Origin of the sequence: Streptomyces sp. NPDC006798, assembly GCF_040635975.1 — a bacterium.
In the GTDB taxonomy this organism is placed as follows: domain Bacteria; phylum Actinomycetota; class Actinomycetes; order Streptomycetales; family Streptomycetaceae; genus Streptomyces.
This window is the reverse complement of the sequence record NZ_JBEYIS010000016.1, coordinates 116,234-138,231: the sequence shown is the minus strand read 5'-3', so window position 1 is coordinate 138,231 and position 21,998 is coordinate 116,234. Positions and strand designations below refer to the sequence as shown.

Genomic DNA, 21,998 nt, shown 5'->3' with positions numbered 1-21,998 from the left:
GACACCCGCCGCCTCCTCGCCGACGAACTCGGCGTCGACCCCAACCCCGAACTCTCCCGCCTCCAGGAACGCATCCTCCGCGCCGACGACACCCTGGCGGCGCCCACCGAGCTGCATACGGCGCCGCCGCCGGTGGCGCAGCCCGCGCAGCTCCCGGCGACGGTCCCCGACTTCACCGGCCGGGCGTCCTTCGTCCGCGAGCTGGGCGAGCAGCTGGCGACCGCCGAGGGGTCCGTGATGGCGGTCTCGGCGCTCGCCGGGATCGGCGGCGTCGGCAAGACGACCCTCGCCGTCCATGTCGCGCACGAGGCCCGGCCGCGGTTCCCCGACGGTCAGCTCTATGTCGACCTCCAGGGCACCAGCAACCGGGCCACCGAACCGGAAGCCGTGCTGGGCGCGTTTCTGCGCGCCCTCGGCCACCCCGAGGCGTCCGTACCCGAGACGCTGGACGAGCGGTCGGCGCTCTACCGGTCGACCCTCGCGGGCCGCCGGGTCCTGGTGCTGCTGGACAACGCCAGGGACGCGGCCCAGATCCGCCCCCTGCTGCCGGGTACGGCGGGCTGCGCCGCCCTGGTCACCAGCCGGGTGCGGATGGTCGATCTCGCCGGGGCCCATCTCGTGGACCTCGACGTCATGTCGCCGGAGGAGGCGCTTCAGCTCTTCACCCGGATCGTCGGTCTGGAACGGGTCTCGGCGGAGCGGCAGTCCGCCCTCGATGTGGTCGCGGCCTGCGGTTTCCTGCCGCTGGCGATCCGGATCGCCGCCTCCCGGCTGGCCGCGAGGCGCACCTGGACGGTCTCGGTGCTGGCGGAGAAGCTGGCCGACGAGCGCCGCCGCCTGGACGAACTCCAGGCGGGCGACCTGGCTGTGAAGGCCACCTTCGAACTGGGCTACGGCCAGCTGGAGCCCGCCCAGGCCCACGCCTTCCGGATGCTCGGCCTCGCCGACGGCCCCGATATCTCCCTCGCCGCCGCCGCGGCCGTACTCGGCCACCCCGAGCAGGAGACCGAGGACCTCCTCGAAGCCCTGGTCGACACATCGCTGGTGGAGTCCGCGGCCCCCGGCCGGTACCGCTTCCACGACCTGGTCAGGCTCTACGCCCGGGCCTGCGCCGAACGGGACCAGCGGCCCGAGGAGGGCGAGGCCGCCCTCGCCCGGCTGCTCGACTTCTATCTCGCCACCGCCTCCCGGGTGTACGGGATCGAGCGCCCCGGCGACCGGCTGGTCCACCACCTGGGCCCGACGACCCTGGAGGGCGTCGTCTTCCAGGACCGCCGCCGCGCCCAGGACTGGCTCTACGCGGAGGCGAACTGCCTGCTGGCCGGGGCCCGGCAGGCCACCGGCGGCAGACGGCTCCGGCTCGCCGCCGATCTGCTCTGGGCCGCCCAGGGACTGGCCGAGTCCGGCGCCAACTCCAAGCTGTACGAGATCGCGGCGCTGGCCGTCCGGGACGCGGCGCGGTCCTGCGGCGACGCCAGGGCCGAGGCCAGGGCCCGGACCTCGATGACCAATGTCCATCTGGTCGCCGGACGGTACGAGGACGCCGACGACGAGGCCCGGATCGCCGCCGAACTCGCCGTCTCCGTCGACGACCCCGCCCCCGTCTACTGGGCGGACAACGACCGCGGCATCATCGCCTTCAACCAGGGCCGGTACGAAGCGGCGGAGGAGTTCCTGCGCCGGGCCGCCGAGGGCGCCCGCCGGGACGACAGCGATTCCACCGAGGCCAGCGCGCTCTGCAACCTCTCCAGGACCCAGCTCGCCCTCGACCGGGTGCCCGAGGCCATAGACCTCGCCCAGCAGGGCGTCGGGATCTACGAGCGGATCGGGCACACCCTCCGCCTCGCCAACGCCCGTTACGCCCTGGGGGTCGCCCTCACCCAGGCCGGGCGGCACGCGGACGCCCTGGAACAGCTCTCCGAGGCCTTGGAGTTGTTCGAGGCCAACCGGCAGCGGCTCTGGGAGGGCACCGCCCACTTCCGGATCGCCCAGGTCCATCTCTCCGCCCGGCGTGCCGCCCGGGCCGCCCAGCACTGCGAACAGGCCCTCGCCATCGGCTGCATCGGCGGCGACCGGATCCGCGGCATCGTCCTGATCACCCTCGGCCGGGCGCTCTCGGCCCTCGGCCAGGCGGGCCGGGCCCGGGCCTGCTGGCTGGAGGCCAAGTCCCTGCTGGAGGCCGCCGGGGCGCCGGAAGCGGAAGAGGTACGCGGGCTGCTGGCGCCGCTGAGCACCCTCTGAGGAAGCAACGGGTCCGGGCCCCGGAACCAGGGGGTCCGGGCCCGGAAGTCCCGGTTCCGGCCCCGGAATGCATAGGTCCGGACCATTCGGGCATAGTCGCCGTACCCAGAGGGTTGCTGTGACGGTCGCCACATCACCTCGTGGCGATGAACCCTCGTCGACCGTCTGTGCGTATATGACTACAGACGCGGAACCACTGAACTACTGAACCGCCGAATCACCGAGCAACCGAGTCACCGCCACCCCCGGCGCAGGGGGCGTGACGGCGCGTACCGAGGGGCACGAAGGGCGCACTTTCGATTCCCCCCTCGGCACCGAACGCCACAGAGTCGGCGTTCCTCCAGGTCGGCGGCGTTGTGACCGCTTTCTAGCAGGACGTTCATCGAATGTTTATGCCGTTTCGGCATGCTCTCTTGCAGTCGATCCGTCGCAACGGGGGGCAGACGGATCACACCGGGACCTTTTCTCCTCTCCGGGGGGTGAGGGGAACAGGTCCCCCGGCCTTCCGTCCGGGGACCCTCGGGGGAGTCCCCGGCCGGAAGGCCACCTACGTTCCGCCCGCACCAATCCAAGGGGGACAGGAAAGATGACTCAGAACAGTTCGAACGAATTCATCCGCGGGGCCGCGCAGGCCACCGTCGAAGGCATTCTGCCCCGGGAGCGCCACACCCCCGCGCCCCCGGCCCCGGCCGAGTCCGGCACCGCCCCGGGCGGTCACCGGCCGACCGTACCGCCGGTGACCGCGGATCCGACGGCCGAAGGCCGTAGCGAGCAGCAGGCGCCGGTCCCGCCCGCCGAGGGCATCGTGCCGCGCGAGCGGCACACCCCGGCCCCGCCGCGCGAGCGCCACACGCCCTCGCCGTCGGCACCGACCGCGCCCGCCCAGCCGCCCACGACGCCGCCCGTGACACCTGTGGACACCACCACGGGGGCACCCGTGGGCACCACCGCGGGCGACGGCGGTGCTCCGACGACGGACGGCGCTGCCACGCCGCCCACTTCTTCGTCCGAGCCCTCCGCGGACGAGGAGATCGTCACGATGGAGCGCCATACGCCGGCCCCGCCGCGCCCCCGGGACTGAGCCCCTCGGGGGCCGGGGAGACCGGCCGCACGGGTACGGCCGCGACGGTCAAGGGGGAGCGTCGCGGCCGTACCACTTCCATCCGCCCGGTCCCGGGCCACCGCACAGGCCCGGGACCGGGTTCTCCCATGCCCGGGGCCTTTCCGCCCGGTTCGGCCGGCCGGTTTCGCCCGCCCGGCCCCGCCGCGGTCCCGTTCGCGGCGCCCACCGGAGCCGTCACCGGAGTCGTCGCCGAGCCGTCGCGCCACCCTGTTCACCAGGAAAAACACTCACCACCACAGCCCCAGAGGTCACTTGAGACCACTTACGACCCATTGAGACCACTGACGCACCAAAGAGCAAGATTATTGGACATAAGTGGCCGATCATTAAAACAAGTTCACAATTTCTTCCCGGCCCCCCTCCCGCAATCGATCAATGACGGTGTGTACTTGAGCGGTCGTCCGACGACGGCACCAGAACCACCGCCCTCCCCCCGAGGTTTCGATGATCGAGATACCGGAGCTGGCCGCCGCCGGTCTGGCCGCCGGGACCCTGTCGGCTCTCGCCCTGGGAGGCGGGCTGCTGCGGTCGAAGCGGCTGCGGAACCGGCAGACGGCGGAGATCGAGACCCTGCGGACCCATCTCGGGGTCGCCCGCGAGGAGGCCGACCGTACCGCCGGGGCCTGCGCCGCCGAGGTCGCGCATCTCGCGGAGAAGCGTCTCCCGGCCGCCGCCACCGCCACCGCCCACCCCCATCTGCGGGTCCCCGGCGCCCTGCGCCCCGAGGTGGCCGGTGGTGAACTGGGCGACGCGCTCGACGGCGTACTGACCGGGCTGACCACGGCACTCGCCCAGGAGCGCAAGCGGGTCGACGCAGCCGCCAGGGCCGGAATGCGCGGCGCCACCCGGGAGATCCAGGCGGGCCTCTACCGGCTCCAGGACGTGCTGCGCGGACTCCAGCAGCGGTACGACGACCCCGAACTGGCCCAGACCCTCTACGCCCTCGACCACGAGAACGAGCAGTCCCTGCGCCGCGCCCAGGTCGCCGCCGTGGTCTGCGGCGCCTGGGTCGGGCTGGCCCGCGAGGAGTCCCATCTGGTCGACGCGGTCACCGGCGGCCAGTCCCGGCTCGTGGGCTACCACCGGGTGCGGGTCGGCAACCATCTGGAGGACGGTACGGCGCTCGTCTCGCACGCCGTCGAGCCCGTCGCCATCATCGTCGCCGAACTCCTCGACAACGCCCTGCGCCACTCCTCGTCCGATACCCGGGTCGTGGTCAATCTGGAGCGGGCCCACCACGGCGTCACCGTCACCGTGGACGACGCGGGCGTCGGCATGGCCGCCGCCGAACGCGCCTGGGCGCAGCGGATGGTCGCGGGCAGAGAACCGATCCTGCTCTCCGAGCTGGGCGACCCGCCCAGGATGGGTCTCGCCGCGATCGGCCAGCTCACCCGGCAGTTCGACCTCTCGGTCGACCTGTCGTCGCCGTCGCCGTACGGCGGTGTCCGGGCCGTGCTGCTGATCAAGGGGCATCTGCTGAGCCGGATCGACCCGGCCGAGCGGCCCCCGGCGGCCAGCGCGCCCCGCTCCACCCGGGGCGGTGCCGCCGAGGCGGCCGCGCAGGAGGACTCGGGCCGCCATCTCCTGCCCCATCCGCACCAACTGCCCGTACGGCGGGATCCGTCCGCGCACCCGCCGCGCGCGTCGCACCCGCATCCGCATCCGCATACAGATCCACCGCCCCCGGGGCGGGCCGCCGCGCGCGAGACCGTACCGGGCCCCGTACCCGGACCCGGAGCGGTCTCCGGAGCCGTACCGCCCGCGCCGGAACCCGCCGGACCGCCGTACGGCACCCCGGCCACCGCCGCCCCGGCCGACGGCGACGCGCTGCCCCGGCGGCGCCGCCGGGTCCGGCCGGACGGCCCCGCCCCGACCGGGGCGGCCCCCGCCCGCCCCCGGCCCCCCGTGCGTACCCCGGAGGAGGCCGCCGCCGCCCTCGGGGCGCTCCAGGCCGGTACCGCCGCCGCACGCAACGCCGCGCCCGAACCCGGCGCCCACGACCACGGCGCCCACGACTACGGCGCCGACCACACCGAAGGGAAAGACCCCCGATGACCTCCCGTACCTCCCGCGAGACCGGCGACACCGCTTGGGTGCTCGACCCGATCCTGGAGATCCCGCATGTACGGGCCGCCGTCCTGCTGACCCTGGACGGCCTGGTCTCCGGCTACTCCGACCGGCTGTCCCGGCCGTCGGCGGAGCGCACCGCCGCCATCATCAGCACCGTGCAGGGCGCCTGCCGGAGCGCCGCCGCGACCTTCGCCGACCAGGACAACGCCGAGGTGCGCCAGGTCGTCATCGAGTCCGACCACGGCTACATCCTGGTCGCGCCCACCCGGCACGGCACCTGTGTCGCCGCCTACGGCGACCCGGAGGTACGGCTCGACCTGCTCGCCCACAGAGTGCACTCCCAGGTGGCGCGGCTCGGCGAGAAGGCCATGTCCGCCGCGCCCCGCGGTACCGATGGCGACGTCGCTCCGGCATGACCGCCCGCAGGGGCGGCCGGCCCCTGGTCCCGGCGTATCTCTCGACGGGTGGGCAGACCAGGCCCAGTACGGGCAATCTGGAACGGCTCTCGATCCTGACCGGGCTGGCCGTACCCGGCCGGGCGCCGGGTGTCTCCGGTGTCTCCGCGGACGGTGTCCCCTTACCGCCGCCCCCGGGACCGGACGGGTCCGTTCCGCCGGGCGCGGTCGGCCGCATCCCGGCCCAGCCGGGCCCGGGGGCCCGTACGGCCGTGTCCCCCACCGCGGTCGGCGACCCCATTCCTACGGCTCGTACGGCTCCGGACCCGGCGGCGGCCCACGGTGACCCGTTCCGGACCGGTCCGGGCGGCGCGCCCGGCGCCGTACCGCCACTCGGTCAGCCGCTCGATCCGCCGCCCGGTCTGCCCGCCGCCCAGCTCGCCCTGCTGGACGTCCTCGACGGCGGATCCCTCACCGTCGTGGAGACCGCGGCCCTGCTCGAACTGCCCGTATCCGCCGTCCGGGTGCTCGCCGCCCATCTGATCGACCGGGGCCTTGTCCGGGCCAGACCGCCCATCCCCGACGCCGTTCCCCCCGCACCCGACCTGTTGGAGAGAGTCGCCGATGGCCTCCGCGCCCTCAAGCTCTAGCCACGGCTCCAGCGGCCTGCATCTGCCGGACAGCACCCGTGAGCTGGTGAAGATCCTGGTGGTCGGCCCGTTCGGAGTCGGCAAGACGACCCTGATCGACTCGGTCTCCGAGATCCGCCCCCTGCACACCGAGGAACGGCTCACGGAGGCGTCGGTCGCCGTGGACGACCTCGCGGGCGTCCGCGACAAGACGACCACGACGGTCGCCATCGACTTCGGGCGGATCTCGCTCAACGGCGGCATCGTGCTCTATCTCTTCGGCACCCCCGGCCAGGAGCGGTTCCGGGCCCTGTGGGCGGATATCGCCTACGGGGCGCTGGGCGCGCTCGTCCTGGTCGACACCCGCCGGATCGACGCCTCGTTCGAGGTGCTCGGCATGGTGGAGGAGAGCGGACTGCCGTACGCCGTGGCGCTCAACACCTTCCCCGACGCCCGTGGTTACACGGAGGAGCAGTTGCGCAGATCGCTCGATCTGGAACCGGCGACGCCGATGGTGCTCTGCGACGCCCGGGACCGCAACTCCTCGATCGACGCGCTGCTGGCCCTGGTCGAGCATCTGCTGACACTGGCGCCGCCGCTGCCCGAGCCCGCCGGTCCCCCGGCCCCGCCGCCCGAACCGCCCAACGGCCCGGGCGGACCGATATCGGAGCAGCTCGAAACGTCGCAGCAGGACCCGAACACCCTTATCGCCAGCCCTCCGTGGACGGAGATCCAGCCCCGGTGAACTCCCCCTCGACCCCTCCCTCACCGCCCCCGTCGCCCTCACCCGCCGGGTCTTCCTACCCCGCGCCCTCGGACGCCTTCGCCCGCCAGGCACCCGTCCGGCTCTGGGAGGACGGCTTCGCCGTCGACCCCCACTCCTATTACGAGGCGCTGCGCGCCCAGGGCCCGGTCGGCTGGGCCGAACTCGGCCCCGGCATCCTCGCGTACGTCGTCACCGACCGCCGGGCGGCGCTCGATCTGCTGCACGACAACGAGACCTGGTCCCGTGATCCGCGCCCCTGGGAGGCCACGGTCTCCGAGGACTCGCCGATCCTCGGCATGCTGCGCTGGCGGCCGAACACCCTCTTCGCCGACGGGGCCACGCATATCCGCTACCGGCAGACCCTGCTGGACGCGTTCGGCATGGTCGAGCCGCACGATCTGCGCGAACGGGTCCATCACGCCGTCGACGTACTCGTGTCAAGAGTCGGTCCGGCGGGCCGGGCCGACCTGGTGACGGAGTTCGCCCGCCCACTGATGTCGCTGATCTTCAACGACCTCTTCGGTATGCCGGAGAGCGCGAGCGATCTGCTCCACGAGTCGCTCGGCAAGCTGATGGAGGGCGGCGAACGGTCCCTGGAGGGCGAGGCCGAGTACGGCCGTTACGTCCTCGACCTGATCGCCCGCAAGACCGCCGAACGCGGCGACGACCTGACCAGCTGGCTGCTGGACCATCCGCTGGGGCTCAGCCCCGACGAGGTGACCTGGCAGGTCTTCCTGTCGCTGGGCGCGGGCCACGAGCCGACGTCCAACCTGGTCTCCAACGCGCTCTCCCGAATCCTCGGCAACCCCGCCTACTACCACACCCTGACCAGCGGTTCCCGGCCCGTGATGGACGCGGTCATGGAGGTGCTGCGGTACGAGACCCCGCTCGACAACTACGGGGTCCACTACGCCCGGGAATCGCTGAGCTTCCACGGGGTATGGGTACGGGCGGCGGTACCCGTCGTCGTGTCCTACGGCGCGCTGGCGCACTTCGCGGAGCGGGACGGGGGCGGCCACCACCCCCATGACGCGTCCCATCTGTCCTGGTCGGCGGGCGAGCACGCCTGCCCCGTGAAACAGCACACGCTACTGATCGCCACCGAGGCGATCGAGCGGCTGACCCAGTGGCTCCCGGACCTCTCACCCCGACTCCCCCGGGACCGTCTGACCTGGCGGCCCGGCCCCTTCCACCGCTCCCTCACGGCCCTGCCGGTCCGCTTCACCCCCCTCCTCCCCGATATCGAGCAGGAACGCACCCTGCGGATCACCCGCGCCCGGGTACCGGGGTCCGAACACCCCGGGGCCGAACACCCCGGGTCCGACCACTCCAGGGCCGAACACCCCTGAACCGGCCGCTTTGATCTGGCCGCCCCGGAGCCGGTTTCCCGGCCGGGCCGGGCCGGAGCCACCCACCGACGATCACCCCACCAGTCAGGAGTCAGCGGATGACCGCGACCGAGACCGGGCCCGCGAGCCCGGCCGAACCGCTCCCCGTCGCCATCGACCCCTTCGGCGCCGACATCCGGGCCGAGAGCGCCCGGCTGCGCGCCCTCGGACCGCTCGTCCCCGTCGAACTGCCGGGCGGCATCCCGGCCTGGGCGCCGACGACGTACGACGTCCTCAGAACGCTCATCCTCGATCCCCGGGTCAGCAAGGACCCCCGTAAGCACTGGTCCCGGTTCGCCGAGGTCCCGGGCAACCCGTCGTGGGCCTGGATCCTCGGCTGGGTCGGCGTGATCAACATGCTGTCGACGTACGGGACGGACCACACCCGGCTGCGGAAGCTGGTCGCCCCCAGCTTCACCGCCCGCAGGACCGAGGCCATGCGGCCCCGGGTGGAGGCCGTCACGGAGGAGCTGCTGGACGCCCTGGAGGAGGCCGCGAACGGCGGCCCGGTGGATCTGCGGGGCACATACGCCAACCCGGTCCCGATGCGGATCATCTGTGAGCTGTTCGGCGTCCCGGACCATCTGGTGCCGGACGTACGGCGGCTGGTCACGGCGATCATCGACACCTCGGACACCAGTCCCGAGCACGCGGCCTCGGTCCAGCGGCAGATCGGTACGGTCCTGCCGGCCCTGATCGCCTACAAGGCCGAGCACCCCGGCGACGATATGACCACCGAGCTGATCCGGGTCCACGACGAGGACGGCGACCGGCTCAGCGACGAGGAGTTGGTCTACACCCTGCTGCTGGTGATCGGCGCGGGCTTCGAGACCACCGTCAATCTGATCGGGAACACGGTGGTGGGCCTGCTGCGCCACCCCGAGCAGCTGGCGGCGGTCCGGGCGGGCGAGATCGGTTGGGAGGCGGTGGTCGACGAGGTGCTGCGGGTCTATCCGTCGATCGCCAGTCTGCCGCTGCGGTTCGCGGTCTCCGACATCGATATCGCGGGGGTCACCGTCCCGGCGGGCGACGCGATCCTGACGACGTACGCGGCGGCGTCGTACGACCCGGGGCACTACGGCGACGACGCGGCCGAGTTCGACCCCGGGCGCGGCGCCGACGACCATCTCTCGTTCGGCATCGGCGTCCACCGCTGCATCGGCGCGCCCCTGGCGAAGGTGGAGGCCCTGACGGCCCTCCCCCGCCTCTTCGAACGCTTCCCGGACATGCGGCTCGCGGTGGACCCGGCGGAGCTGAGCCAGGTGCCGTCGTTCATCGCGTACGGCTGGCAGGAGATCCCGGTCGTCCTGCGGTAGGCGTACGGGGCGGAAGGCGGCGCGGAGTCCGGGGCGGATCACCGGTTCCGGGCTCCGCGCGCGCCGGGCGGGTCAGAGTGCGGCCGCGTACCGCCAGAAGTCGCGCAGCACCGGGGGCGCTTCCGGGCCCAGGAGGGCGACCGTAGTAAGGAGGACCGCGATCGTGCCGTTCGACGGGACCAGATGCGCCGCCGTGCCCGTACCGCCGATCCAGCCGTAACGGCCGGGTACGTGCCACGGCTCGGCCGGGACGGTGTCGACCGAGCCGCCGAAGCCCCAGCCCTGGCCGTCCAGGAAGGCCGCTCCGGAGGCCCGCTGGGCCGGGGTCAGTTGATCCGTACGCATCCGGTGGACGGAGTCGGCGGCGAGGATCCGGCGGCCGTCGGGGGCCGTGCCGTCGGCGCGCAGCATCCGCAGGAAGGCCAGCAGATCACCGGCCGTCGAGACCAGGCCGCCCGCGCCGGACGCGAACTCCGGTTCGCGGCTCCACATGCCGTCCGGGGCGTCCCAGAGCAGCAGTTCTCCGTCGCTCTTGCGGCGGTAGAGGCCGGTGAGGCGGTCGACCCGGTCCGGCGGAACGCTGAACCCGGTATCGGCCATACCCAGCGGGGCGAACAGCCGCTCGGCCAGGAACTCCGCGAACGGGACGCCCGCGACCCGCTCGACCAGGACACCCTGAATGTCCGAGGTGGTGTTGTAGAGGAATCGCTCGCCGGGCTGGGCCAGCAGCGGGATCCGGGCCAGGTCGGCCAGCCACTCGTCCGGGGCCGGGACGCCCTCCGGCTCCGGCGGGGTCTGCCGCAGCCCACCGGCGAGCGCGCGGGCGGCCGGGAGCGAGAAGTCGTCGGGGTAGCCGTACCCGGCGGTCGAGGTGAGCAGATCCCGGACGGTGATGGGGCGGTTCGCCGGTACGAGATCGTCAACGGGCGCGTCCGGGGTCCGTACGGCCTTGAGTTCGGCCAGCTCGGGCAGCCAGGGCGCGACGGGCGCGTCGAGGGTGAGCCGCCCGTCGTCCACGAGCAGCATGACGGCGGCGGCGGTCACGATCTTGGTGACGGACGCGATCCGGAAGACGCTGTCGGTGGTGATGTCCGCCGGACCGGCGAGGGTCCGGCTCCCGGCGGCGGCGACCTCGGTGCCACCGGGCCGGTCGACGAGTGCGACGGCCCCGGTCACCTCCCCGCCCCGTACCGCCGCGTCGAGCAGCCGCTGAAGCCCGGCGCCGGTGCTGCTGTTCATCGTCTTTCCGCCTCTCCGCCTCTCGGAATGCCCCTGGTCACTCGGGCGCCCCCAGCTTGCCAGCTACGCCCTCCGGGTCGCCGCCTCATTACCCGGGCCGCGCCCGGCGGCCTGATGTCGTCGGGCGACCGCGCGCCGCCTGTGGCTTGTCTCGCAGTTCCCCGAGCCCCTGGGTTGCCCTTCTGACCGCCCCTTCCAAAAGGCGGGCCCTCCTTACCAGGGGCGGTGCAGGGGAGAGCGTTGAGGGGCGCGGGGAACTGCGCGAACGGCCCACGACGGCGCGCGGTCGCCCGACGACATCCAGCCCGGCTGGGCGGGAGGCGTGGGCCTCACCCGGAGGGCCGAGGCGCTGGGGGGTCCCCCCATCGCCGAAGGCACAGGGGGCGGAACCGCGCGAGCAACCACCCACCGGCGGGCGGTCGGCCGGCAAGCGGACCCCCGCGGACGCGACCCGCCCCGCCCCCGACCACTCCGCGTCAGCGACGCCCCGTCGCCGTCCCCTTCGTCGCGTCCAGCGCGTACACGCAGCGGTCCTTGCTGCACGCGTACACCACTCCGTCGCGGACCACCGGCGAGCCGGTGATCTCGCCGCCCGTGGCGAGCTTCCAGCGGAGCTGGCCGCCCGTCGCGTCGAGGGTGTACAGCACATGGTCCGCCGAGCCGAAGTGGACCCGGCCGTCGGCGGCGACGGGGGCGCCGACGACCTCGCCGCCCGCGGCGAAGCGCCACAGCGGGGTTCCGGCGACCGCGTCGAGGGTGTAGAGCGCCGAGCCGCTGCCGACATGGACGTTGCCGCCGGTGACGAGGACGGGTTCGACGGACTGCCGGGCCTCGGTGGCGATCCGCCAGCGGTCTTTGCCGGTGGTGGCGTCGAGGGCGTAGACCGTGCCGAGGTAGTCGGCGAGGTAGACGCCGCCGCCCGCGACGGCGGGTCCGGGCGCGAAGGCGGGCGGGGAGAGGAAGACGGCGGGGGACTCGAAGTGCCAGCGGACCCGTCCGGTGGCGATGTCGAGGGCGATGACCCGGGTCCCGGCACAGACGTAGACGAAGCCGTCGGACGCGGGGTGGACCCGGACCGGGACGTTGCCGCAGGAGGCCGCGTCGCCGACGGGGTACGACCAGCGTTCGTTGCCGGTCCTGGCCTCCAGGGCCCGCAGCCTGGCCTCCTTCCAGACGTACACGGTGTCGCCGGAGATCACCGGACCGGCCTGGGCGGTCTCGAACTCTGCCTGGGCGCCGGCCAGCTCCCAGAGCCGGTTGCCGGTGGCCGCCTCCCAGGCCTGGACGCCGCCGCCCCGGGTGCCGGTGAGGACGGTGCCCCGGTCGGCCTGGAGGGAGTAGACCCAGGACTCGGTGGAGAGCCGCCACCGTTCGCGGCCGTCGGCGGCGTCGAGGGCGTAGAGGGTGGGCCCGTCGGAGGCGTGGATGCGGCCGCCGTCGAGGGTCATGGACCAGGCGACGTCGCGGGTCTTGAACTGGCGGCGGCCGGTGCCGGTGTCGAGGGCGTGGACCTCGAAGGAGGTGACGTAGAGGAGTCCGTCCGCGACCACGGGCGTGCCCCAGACGTCGTTGGACATCCGGAACCGCCAGGGCCGCCAGCGGCCCGTGCCGTCGGGCAGCAGCGACGGCGACGAGGGGGTGGGCGGCCGGGCGGGCGCCGCCGGTACGACAGCGGCGGCAGAGGGAGCGGCGGGGGCGGCCGTGCCGTTGGTCCGGTCGCCGGGCGGGCGGACCCAGCCGGTACCGGGCGGGGAGCCGGGCAGCGGCCCCCGCGCGTCCGCGATCCGCAGCCCGGGGCCGATGGGGGCGGCGACCCCGGGGAGCTGGACGGAGGCCCCGGCGGCGGCCGGGGCGACGGCCCCGGTCCGCGGGTCGGCGGCGCTGTTCCCCCGGGCCCATCCCGGGTCGCGCCGGGGCGGGCGCGCGGGCGGCGGCGGCAGCGCCGGGCCCTGGTGGACGCCCGGCGGCGGCACGGGCGGAGCGGCGGCGTGCGGGGCGGCGGCCGGTGCCACCGGGGACACCGTACGGCCCACTCCGCGGCGCGCCTCGATCATGGCGACGGACCGGCCGGGCAGCCAGGCCGAGGCGGTTCCGCTGTCGTCGCCGCCGGAGGCGAAGAGGTGCGGGGCGAGCTGGGCCTGGAGGTCCTCGGGGGAGGGGCGGCCCGCCGCGTCCATTCCCATACAGGACTCGATCAGGGGGCGCAGCTCCGCCGGCAGCCCTTCGAGGTCGGGCCCTTCGCGGAGCAGCATGAAGACGGTCTCGACCGGGTTGGCGCCGTGGAAGGGGGCGTGTCCGGTGGCGGCGAAGACGAGGGTGGAGCCGAGGGAGAAGACATCGCTGGCGCCGGTGACGCTGCGGGAGTCGCGGGCCTGCTCGGGCGACATGTAGGCGGGGGTGCCGACGGCGACGTTGGTCATGGTGAGCCGGGTGTTGGAGACCCCGGACGCGATCCCGAAGTCGATCACCCGGGGCCCGTCCTCGACGACGAGGACGTTGGAGGGCTTGAGGTCGCGGTGGACGAGCCCGGCGCCGTGGATGGACTGGAGGGCCTCCGCGATGCCCGCCGCCAGCCAGCGGACGGCGCGGGCGGGCAGCGGGCCGCACTCGTTCACTATCTCTTCCAGCGACGGCGCCGGTACGTAGGCGGTGGCGAGCCACGGCACGGCGGCCCTGGGGTCGGCGTCGACCACGGCGGCGGTGTAGAAGCCGCTGACGGCGCGGGCTGCCTCGACCTCGCGGGTGAAGCGGACCCGGAAGAGCTGGTCCTCGGCGAGTTCGGTACGGACGGTCTTGATCGCCACCCGGCGGCCGGACGCCGACCGGGCGAGATAGACGAGCCCCATGCCGCCTGCGCCGAGCCGGCCCAGCACCTCGAACGGACCGATCCGTCTCGGGTCGTGCTGCGTCAGCTGCTCCATCCCTGCCACCTCCCCGTACGGGCCCCGGCTCCTGCGGGCCCGTCCTTCCCGGCCCTGTGCGGCGTTCCACCGCCGAGCCCCGCTGCGGTCGCGCACCGCCGATTCTTCCTGCCGGAGGCGACGGTGGCGAACCCGGGGGCGGATCGGGGTGTCTCACCCGGATCCGGGCAGGTCGGACAGGCCGGAGCCGTCGCTTCCCGCATTTCCGCACCCCTCCTCGTTCCGGCTCCTACCGCCGATGTCGTACCCCGCTCCGCCGGTCCGCATCCCGATTGTCGGTGAGTACGACGATTCGTCCTGGCCGGAACGGGTCCGCCGGGTGCTCGCGGCGGGCCCCGGGCGGCTCCCCCGGCGGTTCCCGTACGGCGCCCGGACGGCTCTGCGACAGCTCTCGGACGGCCGGGCGGAGTGACGGGTTCCACGATCCTTGACGCAGAAATGGGGCAAGGGGGTGAGCCGTCCCGGAGGAACAGCGGCCCACCTGCGCCTTTCGGAATCGAACGAAGGTTCCCCCAGGGGTCCCGGCGGGCGGCGGAGAGGATACGGAAGGGGTACGGAAAGGGTCTTCGGGGCGCTCCCGGCAGGCCGGACACCCCATTTGCAGTCGGCCGAATCGCGCGCTGATCACCCCTCGGTAAGCTGACGGCATGACAGGACAAGTACGCACTGTCGACGGCCGAGTGGCCGGACGACGCGGCCAGGCGACGCGGCAGAAGCTGCTGGACTGCCTCGGCGAGATGCTCAGCTCGTCGCCGTACCGGGACGTCAAGGTGATCGACGTCGCCCGGAAGGCGGGCACCTCCCCCGCGACCTTCTACCAGTACTTCCCCGATGTCGAGGGTGCCGTACTGGAGATCGCGGAGGAGATGGCCAAGGAGGGCGCGGCCCTGACCGGACTGGTCGCGGGCCGCTCCTGGACCGGCAAGGCCGCCTGGCAGTCGGCGGAGGAACTGGTCGACGGCTTCCTCGACTTCTGGCGCCGCAACGACGCGATCCTGCGGGTCGTGGACCTGGGCGCCGCCGAGGGCGACAAGCGGTTCTACAAGATCCGTATGAAGATCCTGAACTCGGTCACGAACTCCCTCACGGAGGCCGTGAAGGAGCTCCAGGCGAAGGGCCGGATCGACAAGGACGTCAGTCCGGCGGCGGTGGCGGGATCCCTGGTGGTCATGCTGGCGGCGGTGGCGTCGCATCAGAAGGGCTTCACCACCTGGGGTGTGAAGCAGGCGGAGCTGCGGCCGAACCTGGCGCTGCTGGTACATCTGGGCATCACGGGCAAGAAGCCGCTGAAGTAGCGACGGCACGGCGTACGGCAGCGCGCCGCCCGTCGCTCCATCACCCGTACGGCCCACCCCCCACACCTCTTCCTCATCCTCGCGCGGCTCACGTCTTCGCGCGTATCCCCCCGCGCGTCCCCCGCGCACCGGCACCCGTTCACCGCCGGTATCTCTACGGGGCTCCCCACCGCTCCCCCGCTTCCCCCCCTGCCTTTGCCTGCCCGGCCCCGGACCCGGCGCGCTCGCCCGCGCCGCCGCGCCGCCGCGCCGCCTTCGGGCGCCCCGCTGTCACGGTCGGTGCCGGAGCCCCCCCGGCCCTCAGCCGCCCCGGCCCGTCAGCCCGTCAGCCCGCGGTGCCCGGCTTCGTACCCCAGATGTACAGGGAGTCGTCGACGGCCAGCAGGTCCCACAGTTCGGCCGCGTCCGCCAGCCGCAGATTGACGCAGCCCGCCGAGCCGCCGCCGTCGTAGAGATTGTCGAGCCGGCCGTGGAGCGCCTGGCCGCCGTCGAAGAACTGGGCGTACGGCATGGGCGCGTCGTCGTAGATGGTGGAGACGTGGTCGCGGCTGCGCCAGTAGATGGTGTGCCAGCCGAGCCGGGTCTCCTCGGAGTCGCGGCCGGTCCTTATCGGTACCGGGTCGAAGACGACCTTCTTGTTCTTCTGCACCCACAGGAGCTGCCGGTCGAGGTCGACGCAGGTGACCCGGTAGGTGCGGACGGGGCACTTGCCCGCCGCGTTCGGGTTGGCCCGGGCCTTGACGGCGACCATCGTGCGGTACGTCTCCAGATCGGCGTAGCCGTCCGCCGGGTCGATGCCGTTGGCGGCCTGGAAGCCGCGGATGGCCGCGCAGTCCTCGGCGGACTGGGCGCCGTCCACGGGCCGCTTCAGATACTCCTCCAGGGCCCGCTGGTACGGCCCCGTACCGGCGGTGCACTCGGCCGCGCGGCCCCCGGCGGTGCCGGTGGCCGCGGCGGCGGGGGCGACCGCGCCCGCGCCCGCGAGCAGGGCGGCGACGGCGATCCCCGCGGCGCCCGTACCGACCGGCCCCCGGCCCCGGGCGCCCCGGCGGGCCACCGCTCCACGGGTACCGGTTCCGGCGGTCGCCGCCTTCCGGACTATGTCCGGGTGCGGGCCGTCCGGCCGACCGGGCTGCTGCCGTATCTGCTTGCGTCGCATGCGGCGCTCCGTCCTCGTGGCTACCCCCCTATGTCCCCAGACCACAGTTATCAGCGGTGGCCGGGGCGCGCCCGGGAGGCGGTCCGAAAAGGTGAAGAACGGCGCCGCGAAGGGCATCTGGCGCGGTAAGTACGACAAACGAAGCCGAACGAAGACACACGAAGACACACGAAGACGCGGACGGCCGGTGGTGTCCGGCGCGTCCGCGTCTCCGATCGGTGCGGGTGGCGTACGGCTCCGGCCGGTGGCCCGGCCGTACGCCGCCCCGCTATGCGGTTGTCACTTCGGTTGTCACTTCTTGCCCTTGCCGCCCTTGCCCTTGCCGGGCTCGCCGCGCTTGTTGGCGACCTCGACGAGGACGGGCTGGTCGGCGTTGTCCGCCGTGATGGTGAAGGGGCCCTTCACCGGGTTCGCCGGAAGGACGTAGCCCTCGGGTACGTCGGTCTCCAGCAGGTAGTACGTACCGAGCGCCAACTCGTCGAAGACACAGCTGCCCTCGTTGTCCGTGGCGCAGCCCTGGCCGATCCGGGTGTCGGCGGGGGTGCCGTTCGTGGCCCTGGTCTGGAGACCGGCGACGCCGTTGGTCTCCTCCCACAGCTCGAATACGGCGCCTTCCAGGTCCTTGCCGTTCTTGGCGTCGGTCTTGTGGACCTCGATCTCGCCGGTGGGCGGGGTCGCGGTCTTGGTGTTCTCGGCGGTGACGGTCACGCCCTGCTGGGCGTTGCCCTCCGTCAGGGTGATCGGGAAGACCGGGTTGGCCGGGAGGTCGTACCCCGACGGCGCCTGCGTCTCCTGCCAGTAGTACTGGCCGACCTCGACGGTCTCCGTGCACGTGCCGTTGGCGGGCGTGGTGCACGGGGCGCCGATCGTGGTGTCCGGGTTGATGCCGATGGTCTGGAGACCGGGAATCCCGTTGGTCTCCTTCCACAGCTGGAACACCGCGCCCGCGAGCGGGGCACCGGTCTCCGAGTCCTCCTTGACGACGGAGACATCACCGCGGACGGGGGCCGTCCGGGTGTTCTCGGCGGTGACGGTGACGCCGCCCGGGATCTCGTTCTCGGTCAGGATGATCGGGAACACCGGGTTCGCGGGCAGGTCATAACCCGCCGGGGCCTGGGTCTCACGCCAGTAGTACGTCCCCGAAACCACATCCCGGCTGCACCGGCCGTTCACGGCGGTGGTGCACGACGGCGGCAGCAGCGTGTCCGGGTTCATCCCCGTGGTCTGAAGACCGGCGACGCCGTTCGTCTCCTCCCACAGCTCGAACACCGCACCCGCCAGCGGGTCACCCGACTCCTCATCGACCTTGATCACCGTGACCGGCGCCTCACCCGGAGGCGTCCTGGTGTTCTCGGCCGTCACAGTGACGCCCTGCGGAGCGTTCTGCTCCGTCAGCGTCACCGGGAAGACCGGGTTCGCCGGAAGGTCGTAGCCCGTGGGGGCCTGGGTCTCCAGCCAGTAGTACTGGCCGACCTCGACGGTCTCCGTGCACGTGCCGTTGGCGGGCGTGGTGCACGGGGCGCCGATCGAGGTGTCCGGGTCGGCACCCGAGGTCTGGAGACCGGCGACGCCGTTGGTCTCCTGCCACAGCTCGAACACCGCGCCGGCCAGCGGGGCACCGGTCTCCGAGTCCTCCTTGACCACCGACACGTCGCCGGTGACCGGCGGGGTCGCCGTGTTCTCGGCGGTGACGGTGACGCCGCCCGGGATCTCGTTCTCGGTCAGGATGATCGGGAACACCGGGTTCGCGGGCAGGTCATAACCCGCCGGGGCCTGGGTCTCACGCCAGTAGTACGTCCCCGGAACCACATCCCGGCTGCACCGGCCGTTCACGGCGGTGGTGCACGACGGCGGCAGCAGCGTGTCCGGGTTCATCCCCGTGGTCTGAAGACCGGCGACGCCATTGGTCTCCTCCCACAGCTCGAACACCGCACCCGCCAGCGGGTCACCCGACTCCTCATCGACCTTGATCACCGTGACCGGCGCCTCACCCGGAGGCGTCCTGGTGTTCTCGGCCGTCACAGTGACGCCCTGCGGAGCGTTCTCCTCGGTCAGGGTGACCGGGAAGACCGGGTTCGCCGGAAGGTCGTAGCCGGGCGGGGCCGCCGTCTCCTGCCAGTAGTACTGGCCGACCTCGACGGTGGCGGTGCACTCACCGGCGACACCCGTGGTGCACGGGGAGCCGACGGTGGTGTCGGGGTCGGCGCCGCCGATCTGGAGACCGGGGATCCCGTTGGTCTCCTCCCACAGCTGGAACACCGCGCCCGCGAGCAGGGCGCCCGTCACCGAGTCCTCCTTGACCACGGTGACATCGCCGGTGACCGGCGGGATCGCCGTGTTCTCGGCGGTGATGCTCACGCCCTGCTGGGCGTTCTCGGCCGTCAGGGTGATCGGGTAGACCGGGTTCATCGGGAGCTGGTACCCGGGCGGGGCCGCCGTCTCCTGCCAGTAGTACTGGCCGACCTCGACGGTCTCCGTGCACGTGCCGTTGGCGGGCGTGGTGCACGGGGCGCCGATCGTGGTGTCCGGGTTGATGCCGATGGTCTGGAGACCGGGAATCCCGTTGGTCTCCTCCCAGAGCTGGAACACCGCACCCGCGAGCGGGGCGCCCGTCACCGAGTCCTCCTTGACCACGGAGACATCACCGCGGACCGGCGGGGTCGCCGTGTTCTCGGCGGTGACCGTGACTCCGTCGGCCGCGTTCTCCTCGGTCAGCACCAGCGGACCGAAGACCGGGTTCGCCGGAAGGTCGTACCCGGGCGGGGCCGCCGTCTCCTGCCAGTAGTACTGGCCGGTCTCGACGGTGGCGGTGCACTCGCCGTCGGCACCCGTCGTACAGGGCGCGCCGAGGATGAGGTCCGGGTCGGCGCCCGTGGTCTGGAGACCGGGCATCCCGTTGGTCTCGGCCCACAGCTGGAACACCGCGCCCGCCAGCAGGGCGCCGGTCGCGGCGTCCTCCTTGACGACCGTGACATCACCCGTGACCGGGGGCTCCGGGATCGCCACGTTCTCCGCCGTCACCGACACCCCGTCGGGGATGTCGCCCTCGGTGAGGGTGAGGGTGGAGACCGGGTTGGCCGGGAGCTGGTAGCCGGGCGGCGGGGTGATCTCGCGCCAGTAGTACGTTCCGGCGACCACCTCCCGGGTGCAGTGCCCCTGGGCGTCGGTGGTGCAGTCCGGCGGAACGATGGTGTCGGGTGTGGCACCGGACGTCTGGAGTCCGGCGACGCCGTTGGTCTCCTGCCAGAACTGGAAGACGGCGCCCGCCAGCGGCGCGCCCGTCTCCGAGTCCACCTTGACCACGGTCACCGGGCCCTCGCCCGGCGGTACCGGGGTCCGGTCGTTCTCGACGGTGACGGTCACGCCCTGCGCCGCGTTCTCCTCGGTCAGGGTGAGCGGGAAGACCGTGACGGCGGGCAGGTCGTACCCGGGCGGTGCCGCGACCTCGCGCCAGTAGTACGTACCCGTGGGCACGATCCTGGCGCACTCGCCCGAGATGTCCGTGGTGCAGTCCGGCAGCGACTGGGCGTCCGGGTCGGCGCCCGAGGTCTGGAGACCGGCGACACCGTTCGTCTCCTGCCACAGCTCGAAGATCGCGCCGGCCAGCGGCTCGCCGGTCTCGGAGTCGGTCTTCACGACCGAGACCTCACCGGTGACCGGGGTCCGGCTGTTGTCGGCGGTGACGGTGACACCCGCCGGAACGTCGGCGGCGGTCAGCACGACCGGGAAGACCGGGTTGGCCGGGAGGTCGTACCCGGGCGGGGCCGCCGTCTCCTGCCAGTAATACGTACCGGGCTGGACGGTCTGGGAGCACTGCCCGTTCGCCCCGGTCACACAGGGGGAACCGATCTGGGAGTCGGGCGAGACGCCGGTGGTCTGGAGTCCGGCGACGCCGTTGGTCTCCTCCCAGAGCTGGAAGGTCGCGCCGGCCAGCGGCGCGCCCGTCGTCGCGTCCTCCTTCACGACCGTCACCGGCGCGGTCGGGACCACGACGGAGCAGTCGGGCAGATCGCCCTCGAAGGGGTAGGCGTGGAACTCCTGGCCGCCACCGCCGCCCACGACACTGGTGTGGGTGATGTTGCCGGTGGAGAAGAACCGGCCGTTGGTACCCGGCAGGGTGACGGTCGTGTTCGACGACTGGTTGCCGATCAGGACACTGCCCTGGAACTGGCCGGTGCCCCGCAGGCCGACCGTGGCGGCGTCGGGGAAGTTCCACAGCAGCCGCTCACGGAGCTGGTTCAGCGGGTCCGTGTCGAAGGGGCTGCCGCTGTAGGTGTTGATGGTGCGGTTGGCTCCCAGCACGTTCACCAGGACGGTGGCGTTGGCCGGGATGTTGTTGAAGACGAGCCCCTGCTGTCCGCCGGTGTTCGTCTGCATGTCGAAGTCGACGTTGAAGACCTGGAGCGCCGAGGTGCCGTCACCGGTGAAGGTGGTCTGGCCGCCCTCGTTGACGGCGGTGCCGGTGGCCGGACGGTCGGCGCCGTCCTCGGTCCGCGCGTAGCACTGGCTGGCGCTGGTCAGCTCGTCGCGCAGCGCCGTGTAGGGCGCCGCCGCGTCCGGGTCCTGGATGAGAGTGCCGGTGACGGTCCCGGTGAGGGTGCCCGCGTACCGTACGTTGCCGCCGTCGGCGAGCAGGCTCTCGCCCGCCGCGACGGTGACGTTCCCGCCCGTGGTGAGGAAGTCGGTGCCGTCGTCCGGGGGGACCCGCGATCCCACACCGACGATGCCGATGTTGTAGATCGAACTGGCGCCCGCGACCTTGTCCTGGTCGAAGTTCCCCAGAACGACGACCTTGCCCTCGGCCTCCGCCGCCCGCTCGCGGACGTTGAAGTTGCCGCCCGCGAAGATGTTGATGTTGTTGTCGCGGCCCGCGATGGGTCCGTTGTTGATCGGGGGATACGGGTCGGGACAGGGCGGGGTGCCCGGGATGCAGGGCCCGAGTCCGCTGGGCAGCGGGGCCCGGAGCTGCTGGGTCTTGTGCAGGTTCAGGGGCTTGAGGGCACGGGCCCCGGACTTCCCGGCGGCATCGCCCTTTGCCCCCTTCGCTCCCTTCGCTCCCTTGGTTCCCTTGGCTGATTTCGCACCGCGGGCGCCGTCGCTCCGGCCGCCCTCCTCAGCCGTACCGGCCCCGGCCGACGTGACCGTCGTTTCCGGGGCCGGTGCCGCGAGCGCCGCCGAGGCCATACCCGGCCCCAGCGCGAGCGCGGGCGCGGACGCCGCCAGGACCGCACAGGCGACGCCCGTGGTCCAGGAGCGTTGTCGCAGCCGCGCGAGAACTGCTCTCATCACATCGACTTCTCTCGTTAGGTATGGAATGTCCCGTTACGGACCTCCGCCGTACAGGCTCATCAGGGGGGTCACCGGGGTATCGGCGACACTCTTCGGGCGTCGCCCGGAGAGATCGGACAATCACCCCCCCGTGGGAACGGCACTGGACTCAGTGGCGGTAGCGGGGC

At 72.8% G+C, this 21,998-nt stretch carries 13 protein-coding genes and 1 pseudogene; 10 read left to right on the top strand and 4 right to left on the bottom strand.

Annotated features, from left to right (window positions below; genetic code table 11):
- The 8 genes and pseudogenes from ABZ714_RS14040 to ABZ714_RS14005 all read left to right on the top strand — a co-directional run.
- Window positions 1-2,241, top strand: a 2,241-nt coding sequence (locus ABZ714_RS14040; protein WP_358825445.1) for a tetratricopeptide repeat protein, incomplete at its 5' end; no start/stop codon positions are given.
- 586 nt (window positions 2,242-2,827) lie between these two features.
- On the top strand, window positions 2,828-3,322 hold the full coding sequence (locus tag ABZ714_RS14035; RefSeq protein WP_358825444.1) for a hypothetical protein: 495 nt from the start codon (window positions 2,828-2,830) through the stop codon (window positions 3,320-3,322).
- Window positions 3,323-3,808: 486 nt separating this feature from the next.
- On the top strand, window positions 3,809-5,419 hold the full coding sequence (locus ABZ714_RS14030) for an ATP-binding protein (RefSeq protein WP_358825443.1): 1,611 nt from the start codon (window positions 3,809-3,811) through the stop codon (window positions 5,417-5,419).
- Window positions 5,416-5,850 carry a roadblock/LC7 domain-containing protein gene (locus ABZ714_RS14025; RefSeq protein ID WP_358825442.1) on the top strand — a complete coding sequence of 145 codons (435 nt, stop codon included), beginning with the start codon at window positions 5,416-5,418 and terminating at the stop codon, window positions 5,848-5,850. Before ABZ714_RS14030 ends, ABZ714_RS14025 begins: the two co-directional genes overlap by 4 nt.
- Before the next feature lie 386 nt (window positions 5,851-6,236).
- Window positions 6,237-6,479 (top strand): annotated as a pseudogene (locus tag ABZ714_RS14020) (DUF742 domain-containing protein); the annotation flags it as partial.
- Window positions 6,454-7,203, top strand: coding sequence for an ATP/GTP-binding protein (locus ABZ714_RS14015; protein WP_358825441.1), 750 nt, complete (start codon window positions 6,454-6,456; stop codon window positions 7,201-7,203). The pseudogene ABZ714_RS14020 and the gene ABZ714_RS14015, both read left to right, overlap by 26 nt.
- Entirely contained in the window at window positions 7,200-8,573 is a 1,374-nt protein-coding gene (locus ABZ714_RS14010; RefSeq protein WP_358825440.1) for a cytochrome P450, read from the top strand. Before ABZ714_RS14015 ends, ABZ714_RS14010 begins: the two co-directional genes overlap by 4 nt.
- A gap of 98 nt (window positions 8,574-8,671) precedes the next feature.
- The gene (locus tag ABZ714_RS14005) at window positions 8,672-9,928 is read left to right on the top strand and encodes a cytochrome P450 (protein ID WP_358825439.1); all 1,257 of its coding nucleotides are present in this window, start codon (window positions 8,672-8,674) and stop codon (window positions 9,926-9,928) included.
- Window positions 9,929-10,000: 72 nt separating this feature from the next.
- Here ABZ714_RS14005 and ABZ714_RS14000 read toward each other — a convergent pair whose 3' ends face one another.
- Together ABZ714_RS14000 and ABZ714_RS13995 are read right to left on the bottom strand one after the other, a co-directional pair.
- Complete coding sequence (locus tag ABZ714_RS14000; RefSeq protein ID WP_358825438.1) at window positions 10,001-11,167, bottom strand: serine hydrolase domain-containing protein; 1,167 nt, start codon at window positions 11,165-11,167, stop codon at window positions 10,001-10,003.
- A 476-nt stretch (window positions 11,168-11,643) separates the two neighbouring features.
- On the bottom strand, window positions 11,644-14,088 hold the full coding sequence (locus tag ABZ714_RS13995; protein WP_358825437.1) for a PQQ-binding-like beta-propeller repeat protein: 2,445 nt from the start codon (window positions 14,086-14,088) through the stop codon (window positions 11,644-11,646).
- A 238-nt stretch (window positions 14,089-14,326) separates the two neighbouring features.
- On the opposite strand from ABZ714_RS13995, the gene ABZ714_RS13990 reads away from it, so the two are divergent.
- Together ABZ714_RS13990 and ABZ714_RS13985 are read left to right on the top strand one after the other, a co-directional pair.
- Window positions 14,327-14,500, top strand: coding sequence for a hypothetical protein (locus ABZ714_RS13990; protein WP_358825436.1), 174 nt, complete (start codon window positions 14,327-14,329; stop codon window positions 14,498-14,500).
- 235 nt (window positions 14,501-14,735) lie between these two features.
- Entirely contained in the window at window positions 14,736-15,383 is a 648-nt protein-coding gene (locus tag ABZ714_RS13985; RefSeq protein ID WP_358825435.1) for a TetR family transcriptional regulator, read from the top strand.
- Window positions 15,384-15,708: 325 nt separating this feature from the next.
- On the opposite strand, the gene ABZ714_RS13980 is transcribed toward ABZ714_RS13985, so the two are convergent.
- The gene (locus ABZ714_RS13980) at window positions 15,709-16,542 is read right to left on the bottom strand and encodes a L,D-transpeptidase family protein (RefSeq protein WP_358825434.1); all 834 of its coding nucleotides are present in this window, start codon (window positions 16,540-16,542) and stop codon (window positions 15,709-15,711) included.
- A 291-nt stretch (window positions 16,543-16,833) separates the two neighbouring features.
- On the bottom strand, window positions 16,834-21,828 hold the full coding sequence (locus ABZ714_RS13975; protein ID WP_358825433.1) for a SpaA isopeptide-forming pilin-related protein: 4,995 nt from the start codon (window positions 21,826-21,828) through the stop codon (window positions 16,834-16,836).
- Window positions 21,829-21,998: the final 170 nt, after the last annotated feature.